The organism is Vibrio sp. L85 (genome assembly GCF_963871815.1).
Lineage (GTDB): Bacteria > Pseudomonadota > Gammaproteobacteria > Enterobacterales > Vibrionaceae > Vibrio > Vibrio harveyi.
Genome location: NZ_CAWMYL010000057.1, coordinates 1 through 1056 on the forward strand (window position 1 = coordinate 1; position 1056 = coordinate 1056).

Annotated in this window: 1 protein-coding gene; it reads right to left on the minus strand. The window is 36.2% G+C overall.

The features are described 5' to 3' along the window. Positions 1 to 415: 415 nt before the first annotated feature. Positions 416 to 865 (minus strand): hypothetical protein, encoded by a 450-nt coding sequence (locus AACR11_RS07650; protein WP_017818833.1) that lies wholly within the window; start codon positions 863 to 865, stop codon positions 416 to 418. Between the last annotated feature and the right edge of the window lie 191 nt (positions 866 to 1056).

The following is a 1056-nucleotide window of genomic DNA, read 5'->3' on the forward strand; positions in this document are numbered from 1 at the left end:
CGAGACAGAAGCCATTTCTTAGCCATAGCAGCAAGAAATGAACTTTGATAATAATTTAACTCATAATTATTCTAGACATATGGCGAAGTGTTAATGACATTTCGCCATTTTTTATTTACACCTAGTGACACTGTAACCAAATTTTATATAAGTCGTAGCTCGACGAATAGTAGAAAGCGCTCGCGCAGCAAGTAAGGAGGTTGAAGCCCAATAGAACGAAAACGGACGGTAAACCCTAAGAAAGATGTTTGTTAAGTCGATTTTTACACAAATACGTCTATTAATTGCTCATTTTCTATTTAATAGACGCCATTTTATCTCTTGTTTTTGCTGTCTAAAATGTTTTGATATATCAGACAGTTAACCACCTTGGTGTACAAAACCGTTCAGTTGGATCTCAACCCCTTATGTGTTATCAATGCTTGTTATTGGCTCTATTTCTTAAATCAACAAGTATTGGGTTTGTTGTTATCCTACTCAATCTAAATGGTGTTAGGAATGATAAGGTATCATGAGAATTGTCATTGTTCCTTACGACTATAGATATTTTTTCTGGATAGTGTCCTTTAATGGAGTGAGTAATGGTTAAAATATCATCAATATATACATTTCTAATTTTCCTTTTCTTTTTGAAAACCAGAAAGTTTCCCTCATCATAAACATCATCGTACGTGCTCCATACATATAGTTTAAAGTATGCGTAAAGTACGATAATTAACCCTACGGGAAATAGAAGTATAGGGTGAGGCATTTGTGGTTCTTTCATTCCGAGGAGGGGGAGGATTAGAAGTAGTGATGTAAATCCAAAAGCTAAAATGGGCGTTACTATTTTTGTGCATATGAATGAGCCTGATATTTTCTTCATAAGTTTTAACCGTTATCCTTGGGAGTTAATCACCAACCGTACCGCCATCAACGGGGTCATCAGGGAAGTCAAACTCCGTTATTGCTCCTGTTGTTATATCATGTTTGATAACATCATGACCTCCCTTTGCTCAAGAGCTGTGTAGATCAAATAAGATCCACCGCCCTGTCACTTTTTATTTCATGAGTCGC